We start from the raw sequence: 6,712 nt of genomic DNA, 5'->3' as shown, positions 1-6,712 counted from the left end.
CTGGCGCAGCCAGTTGGACAGACCGGGAGCGCAGCGAACGGGCTGCCCCGCAGGGGCGAGCAAAGCGAGTCAATCCCCCCTCACCGCCATATTTTAAGAAGAGCTCGTACGAAAGTACGGGCTTTTTTTCGCATGTTGCACATCTGCGGGGGGATGAGAAGCCCCGACCGGTCATGTACTGGCGTCAAACAACAAAGCCCGGTTTCCCGGGCCTTGAAGACGGAGTACATATCAGTTGTAAGCGTTGAGCGTCCGCTGACAAAGCGCAGAGCGGACGCAATCGTCTTTATTGAAACGAACAATCCCTACCATCTCATCTTCTTCAAAACGGGCCAGCGCATCGCTAAGCCCTGAGCGAACATGAGCGGGTAGATCGCACTGGGTCACATCCCCATTCACAATTACCGTCACATTCTCCCCGAGGCGGGTCAAAAACATCTTCATTTGCGCCGCAGTGACGTTCTGAGCCTCGTCAAGAATGACCACTGCATTTTCAAATGTACGTCCACGCATATAGGCGAACGGCGCGATTTCCACCTTACCAATCTCAGGTCGCAGGCAATATTGCATGAAGGAGGCTCCCAGCCGTTTCACCAGCACGTCATACACGGGGCGAAAATAGGGAGCGAACTTCTCGGAAACATCTCCAGGTAAGAAGCCGAGGTCTTCATCAGCTTGCAGAACTGGACGGGTTACAATGATCCTGTCCACGTCTTTATGGATCAGGGCCTCTGCTGCTTTTGCCGCGCTGATCCAGGTTTTACCACACCCGGCTTCACCGGTGGCGAAGATCAGCTGTTTACTCTCGATAGCATTCAGGTAGTGCGCCTGAGCTTCATTCCGCGCCGTGATTGGCGTGGCGTCGCGACTGTCACGCGCCATACCAATCGCTTCTACGCCGCCCATCTGCACAAGCGAGGTGACCGATTCATCTTCACGTTGCTTATGGCTACGCGAATCCCGCCTCAGCACACGTTTTGCTTCACGACGAGCTTTGATCACTGCTTTTTGTCTTCCCATGGATAGCACCTTGAGTTGTAGGTATACATCACACGCGCCGTTGGCGGCACGATTATGCGCACGAACATCTGAGGGTTGGCTTCCTTGTAAGCCATTGCTTGCTTTCGGATAAGACGCCACACACGGCTACGCGCACCGCACAGGGCGTCAGTAACAAGGATAAGAAGTGAATGAGAGAGAGATTTAGCGGTGACGAGGTGGCTACCGGAAGAGAAACGTCCGCGTAAGGTACTGCTGTTACTGTGAAAAACGTGTCCAGTACAGGACTTTTCCATTCGCGATCTCCATAGTGAATGACTATCACCGCCGGGAACTACCGCTATTACTTATAAGTACATCATAACCTTTCGCTAATGCAACAATATTTTTACTTGTTGTTAACTTAAATTCTATCTTATCACCAGAAACAGTTTCTTACCCAGAGATGACAGAATTATTTCAGTCGCATACCGATCATAAAAAATAGTTTGTTCCTTCATCAAGATGTCAGGAAAAACCCCGCTGTACTGCGGGGCATAATCATCAGGCTTCGAGCAGAGACTGTCCCAGATAATTGTCTGCGGTTTTAACACCCGGCAAAGCAAAGAAATATCCCCCACCAATCGGTTTGACATACTCTTCGAGCGCTTCACCGTTCAGACGTTTCTGCACCGTCAAAAATCCTTTTTCCAGATCGTGTTGATAGCAAACAAACAACAGCCCCATATCCAGTTGACCGGAATTAGTCACACCGAGCGAATAACTGTAGCCACGACGCATCATCAGGCTCGAGTCGGTTTCTTTCGTGCGTGGGTTTGCCAGGCGGATATGGCTGTCGAGCGCAATCACTTCGCCTTCAGGATCGCTGGCATAGTCAGGCACATCATGCTCATGCTGCATACCCAGCGGCGCGCCGGTGTGTTTATCGCGACCAAAAATCGTTTGCTGCTCTTTCAGCGGCGTACGATCCCAGAACTCAACGCGGAACTGAATGAGCCTGACGGCCTGATAGCTTCCGCCTTGCGCCCAGGCAGGTTCGCCCTGCCCATCCGTCACCCACACCACGTCTTGCATCAACTTCGCATCCGTAGCGTCCGGATTCGCTGTGCCGTCTTTAAAGCCAAGCAAATTGACCGGGGTCTCTTTACCTTTACTGCGCGCAGCGTGGTCAGAAATAAACCCTTCACGTTTCCAGCGCACGCTGAGGAGATCGGGCGTATGTTTAATGATGTCGCGCAGCGCATGGATGACAGTGTCCTGGGTGTTGGCACAAATCTGCAGCAGCACATCGCCATGGCACAGCGCCGCATCCAGCGAATCATTCGGGAAACGGGTCATTTTTTGCAGCTTTTTCGGCATCTGCGATTTCAGGCCATAGCGTTCATCAAACAGCGAGGAGCCGACTGACAACGTCATCGTCAGGTTGTCTGGCGCAATGTATGCGCCGAGGATACCGGAATCCATAGGGGGGAGACGCGGATTCGGCGTATCCGGCGCCGGTCCACCGGTGGTCAGAAACGCAAACCGGCTGGTCAGCAACCGGAATAACCGCTCAAGATCGGCCTTATCGCTGGCGAGAACATCGAATGCCACCAGCATCATTGATGCCTGCTGCGGCGTCAGGATCCCCGCCTGATGCTGACCATAAAACGGCTGCGCTTCACTACGTGCATCCGGAGACAACGTGCCCGGCGCGCTTTGTGATTTTTGCGCGTGGGCAACCGGACACCCACCCGCCAGCGCCAGCGCCCCACCCAGGGCGCCCATCCCTTTCAGTAAACGTCGGCGTGACGGTTCGCTCACGCCGTTTTCATTATCTTGCTGCATAGTGCTTAATCCAGACCCAGAACACCACGTAATTGCGACAAATCTTCCGCCAGCGTCGTGATTGGCCCTTTCAGTGCATTACGATCGGCATCAGTCAGTTTGTCATAGGTTTCAAAGCCGTCTTTGGTACGGTACTTGCTCAGAATGGTATCGACCTTTTTGAAGTTCGCATCCACCTTCGCAAGCAGTTCAGCATTGGATTTTTGCAACTGAGGACGCAGGAGATCGACAATTTTCTGCGCACCATCGACGTTGGCCTGGAAATCCCACAGATCGGTATGGCTATAGCGATCTTCTTCCCCACTGATTTTGCTGGCAGCAACTTCTTCAATCAGTCCTGCTGCCCCGCCAACAACTTTAGACGGTGGGAAAGCCAGCTCGCTAATACGCGTTTGCAGGTCAAGAACATCGCTGTTTAATTGGTCGGCGTACTTATCCATACCTTTGGTGGTATTGTCGCCAAACAGCGCTTTCTCCAGGCGGTGGAAGCCGGTGAATTTAGGATCGGCGGCTTTTTGCTCATAATCATCTTCACGTGCATCGATGCTGCCATCGAGATCGGAGAACAGTTCAGCAATCGGTTCAATACGCTCATAATGCTGACGGGTTGGCGCATACAGCGATTTCGCTTTTTCCAGATCGCCAGCTTTAATCGCATCGGTAAAGGCTTTGGTGCCCGCAACCAACTGCGCGGTTTCGGCTGTCACATAGGCTTTGTATTCGGTAATCGCGCCGCTCAGACTCAGCAGAGCATCGCTTTGCGCGGCATCCGCCGTTGCGCTACCTTTTACGATCAGTTTGCCTTTCGGGTTAGTCAACAGGCCGCAGGTCATATCATATTCGCCAGGCTGGAGGTTAGCGGTCATTTTCTGGCTAAAGCCCGGTGCAATGTTTTCGCGCTCTTCAACCACCATAACGCCTTTGAGGATCTCCCACTCCAGCGCTTTCTGGCTATGGTTCTGGATGATGAACTGCGTTTTCCCTGCATTAACCGTGATAGTCATCGGTTCACATTGTTTGTCGTTAACCGTGACTTTCACCTGCGGAATATCGGCAGCTTGTGCATTAAAAGCGGAGGCAAACAGCGCGGCGATACCTAGCTGCAGCGCACTACGGCGAAAATTAAACGTCATAACCTATCCCTATAAATAAGTATGTTGTAACTAAAAAGTATTCTGCATCGCGTTTTTATCAAGGTGCGGTACGTGATGCCGTAGTGCCTGAACGCGGCGGTAACGCAAACATAATCAACGCCGGAATCAGGTAGATAAACCAGACAGCGACTTCACTAACGCTTGGCGCTTCCTGATAGCCGAAAATGCCTTCCATCAATGTGCCAAACAGCGAATGCGTCGACAGCACGCTGCTCAGGTCAAACGCCACATCCTGAAAATGATTCCACAACCCAGCTTCGTGGAAAGCACGGATTGCCCCAGCAGCAAGACCGGCAGCCACCAGCAAAATGAACAGGCTGGTCCATTTGAAAAATGCCCCGAGATTGAGGCGAATGCCGCCGAGGTAAATCAGGTAACCCAGTACCACCGCGGTAGCCAGTCCCAGCATCGCGCCTAACGGCGGCCAGATACCTACATCCTGCTGGAATGCTGCCAGCAGGAAGAACACCGACTCCAGCCCTTCACGGGCAACAGCAAAAAAGACCATCATCACCAGCGCCCAGCCGTGATGGTTGCCACGCTGCAACGCGTTATCGACAGCCTGTTCAAGCTGGACTTTGACGTTGCGCGAAACTTTACGCATCCAGAACACCATCCAGGTGAGGATCACCACGGCAATGACCGCCACGATGCCTTCAAACAACTCCTGTTCTTTTTGCGGAAATTCACCGGTGGTTTCGTTGATGAAAATCCCTAACGCCAGGCATAACGCCGCCGCCAGCAGAACACCAATCCACATCACACCAATCCATCGACCACGCTGAGTCCGTTTCAGGTAGCTGGCAATCAGGCTGACAATCAGCGCGGCCTCTAACCCTTCGCGCAACATAATTAGAAATGGAACAAACATGCGAAGAACCCTTAAACGTTATTCTCGGTCAATTGATGAAAAGAAAAGTAAATTACAGTGATAGTGATTATCATTACAGGAAAGAAAAACTCAAGCAGAATGTTTTGAGAATGATGACTGAATGTAAAAGGTTAGGCAGGTAATGGTTATAGCAGGTTTACAACGGAAGCAATAAAAAAGCCCGCACGCGGCGGGCTTGAAGACAGAGGCAGATTATTCTGCCTGTAAACGCGATGGCGGAGCTGAGTGATAATGCGCATCAGCCTCGGCAAAACGTTGCTGCATAGCAGTTGAAGGCGCTTTACCCAACAGGCTGAAGACCACAATACCGATGCTGCCGAAAACAAAGCCCGGGATGATTTCATACAGACCCAACCAGGCAAACTGCTTCCAGACGATTACCGTCACCGCACCGATGATCATCCCTGCCAGCGCGCCGTTGCGGGTCATACGCGACCACATTACCGAGAACAGAACCACCGGACCAAACGCCGCGCCGAAGCCCGCCCAGGCGTAGCTTACCAGACCCAGCACGCGGTTCTCCGGGTTCGCCGCCAGCGCGATAGACACCAGCGCCACGACCAGCACCATGATGCGGCCAATCCATACCAGCTCTTTCTGGCTGGCATTTTTACGCAGGAACGCTTTGTACAAATCTTCGGTGATTGCGCTGGAGCACACCAGCAGCTGGCAGCTCAAGGTCGACATAACCGCAGCGAGGATCGCAGACAGCAGAATACCAGCAATCCACGGATTGAACAGGATTTGCGCCAGTTCAATAAACACGCGCTCGGCGTTCTGGTTAACAGCACCGGCAAGCTGTGGGTTGTTGTTAAAGTAAGCAATACCAAAGAAGCCCACGGCCACGGCACCTGCCAGGCACAGGATCATCCAGGTCATACTGATACGGCGAGCATGAACGATGCTATGGTGGGAATCTGCTGCCATAAAGCGCGCCAGAATATGCGGCTGGCCAAAGTAGCCCAGACCCCAGCCCATCAAAGAAATGATGGCAACAAAATTCAGCCCTTTGAACATGTCCACGTTCTCAATGCTCTTTTGTTTAATCACTTCCAGCGAATCTTCAAATCCACCCACGCCAATAATGACCATTACCGGCGTCAGGATCAGAGCAAAGATCATCAGGCTGGCCTGGACGGTATCGGTCCAGCTAACCGCCAGGAAACCACCAATAAAGGTATAAATGATCGTCGCAGCCGCCCCTGCCCACAGCGCTGTTTCATAGCTCATGCCAAAGGTGCTTTCAAACAGACGCGCCCCTGCCACAATCCCTGAAGCACAATAGATGGTGAAAAACAGCAAAATAACCAGCGCGGAGATAATACGCAAAATTCGGCTTTTATCTTCAAAGCGACCGGTAAAGTAATCCGGTAACGTCAGCGCATTGTTATTGTATTCGGTATGTACACGTAAACGTCCGGCCACCAGCTTCCAGTTGATCCATGCGCCCAAAATAAGGCCGATGGCGATCCAGCTTTCTGAAATCCCCGACAGGAAAATCGCGCCGGGCAACCCCATCAGCAACCAGCCGCTCATGTCAGATGCCCCAGCAGATAACGCGGTCACGAATGGACCCAGACTGCGTCCACCCAGAATGTAATCGTCAAAGTTTTTGGTTGAACGCCATGCAATAAACCCTATCAATATCATGCCGAAAATATAGACACAGAATGTCACTAACATCGGTGTGCTAATAGCCATCAAAACTCTCCAAAATTATGTATCAGCAATGCCGTGGCTTGCTGTTTTATTACCCTGCCGGAACGTGGCAAAGATATCTATGTTGACCAGGGCGACCGTATCCTGCCGGAAGCGATGGTTATTCACAATCGATTTAACA

At 52.0% G+C, this 6,712-nt stretch carries 6 protein-coding genes; all 6 read right to left on the bottom strand.

All coding sequences use genetic code 11. The annotated features are described in order from the left end of the window. Positions 1-231: 231 nt before the first annotated feature. On the bottom strand, positions 232-1,020 hold the full coding sequence (gene phoH / locus OGY37_RS14995; protein ID WP_006685183.1) for a phosphate starvation-inducible protein PhoH: 789 nt from the start codon (positions 1,018-1,020) through the stop codon (positions 232-234). Further along, a complete protein-coding gene (locus OGY37_RS14990; RefSeq protein ID WP_188048023.1) occupies positions 999-1,295 on the bottom strand; it encodes a hypothetical protein in 297 nt (98 codons plus the stop codon). Before OGY37_RS14990 ends, phoH begins: the two co-directional genes overlap by 22 nt. A 247-nt stretch (positions 1,296-1,542) precedes the next feature. Beyond that, complete coding sequence (gene efeB / locus OGY37_RS14985; RefSeq protein WP_126318522.1) at positions 1,543-2,826, bottom strand: iron uptake transporter deferrochelatase/peroxidase subunit; 1,284 nt, start codon at positions 2,824-2,826, stop codon at positions 1,543-1,545. 5 nt (positions 2,827-2,831) lie between these two features. Continuing rightward, entirely contained in the window at positions 2,832-3,959 is a 1,128-nt protein-coding gene (gene efeO / locus OGY37_RS14980) for an iron uptake system protein EfeO (RefSeq protein WP_003832073.1), read from the bottom strand. A 58-nt stretch (positions 3,960-4,017) separates the two neighbouring features. After that, positions 4,018-4,851, bottom strand: coding sequence for an iron uptake transporter permease EfeU (efeU, locus tag OGY37_RS14975; RefSeq protein WP_003036041.1), 834 nt, complete (start codon positions 4,849-4,851; stop codon positions 4,018-4,020). Between the two features lie 213 nt (positions 4,852-5,064). Beyond that, positions 5,065-6,573, bottom strand: a complete 1,509-nt coding sequence (gene putP, locus OGY37_RS14970; protein WP_032936247.1) for a sodium/proline symporter PutP — start codon at positions 6,571-6,573, stop codon at positions 5,065-5,067. Positions 6,574-6,712 lie beyond the last annotated feature (139 nt).

Origin of the sequence: Citrobacter sp. Cpo030, assembly GCF_030333005.1 — a bacterium.
Taxonomy (GTDB): domain Bacteria; phylum Pseudomonadota; class Gammaproteobacteria; order Enterobacterales; family Enterobacteriaceae; genus Citrobacter; species Citrobacter portucalensis.
The sequence above is the reverse complement of the archived record's forward strand: the minus strand, read 5'-3'. Positions and strand labels throughout refer to the sequence as shown.

Bases quoted from the DNA above. Each gene is read 5' to 3' on its own strand.
- efeU (WP_003036041.1), bottom strand. From the start codon at position 4,851: ATGTTTGTTCCATTTCTAATTATGTTGCGCGAAGGGTTAGAGGCCGCG.
- OGY37_RS14990 (WP_188048023.1), bottom strand. From the start codon at position 1,295: ATGGAAAAGTCCTGTACTGGACACGTTTTTCACAGTAACAGCAGTACC.
- phoH (WP_006685183.1), bottom strand. From the start codon at position 1,020: ATGGGAAGACAAAAAGCAGTGATCAAAGCTCGTCGTGAAGCAAAACGT.
- efeO (WP_003832073.1), bottom strand. From the start codon at position 3,959: ATGACGTTTAATTTTCGCCGTAGTGCGCTGCAGCTAGGTATCGCCGCG.
- putP (WP_032936247.1), bottom strand. From the start codon at position 6,573: ATGGCTATTAGCACACCGATGTTAGTGACATTCTGTGTCTATATTTTC.
- efeB (WP_126318522.1), bottom strand. From the start codon at position 2,826: ATGCAGCAAGATAATGAAAACGGCGTGAGCGAACCGTCACGCCGACGT.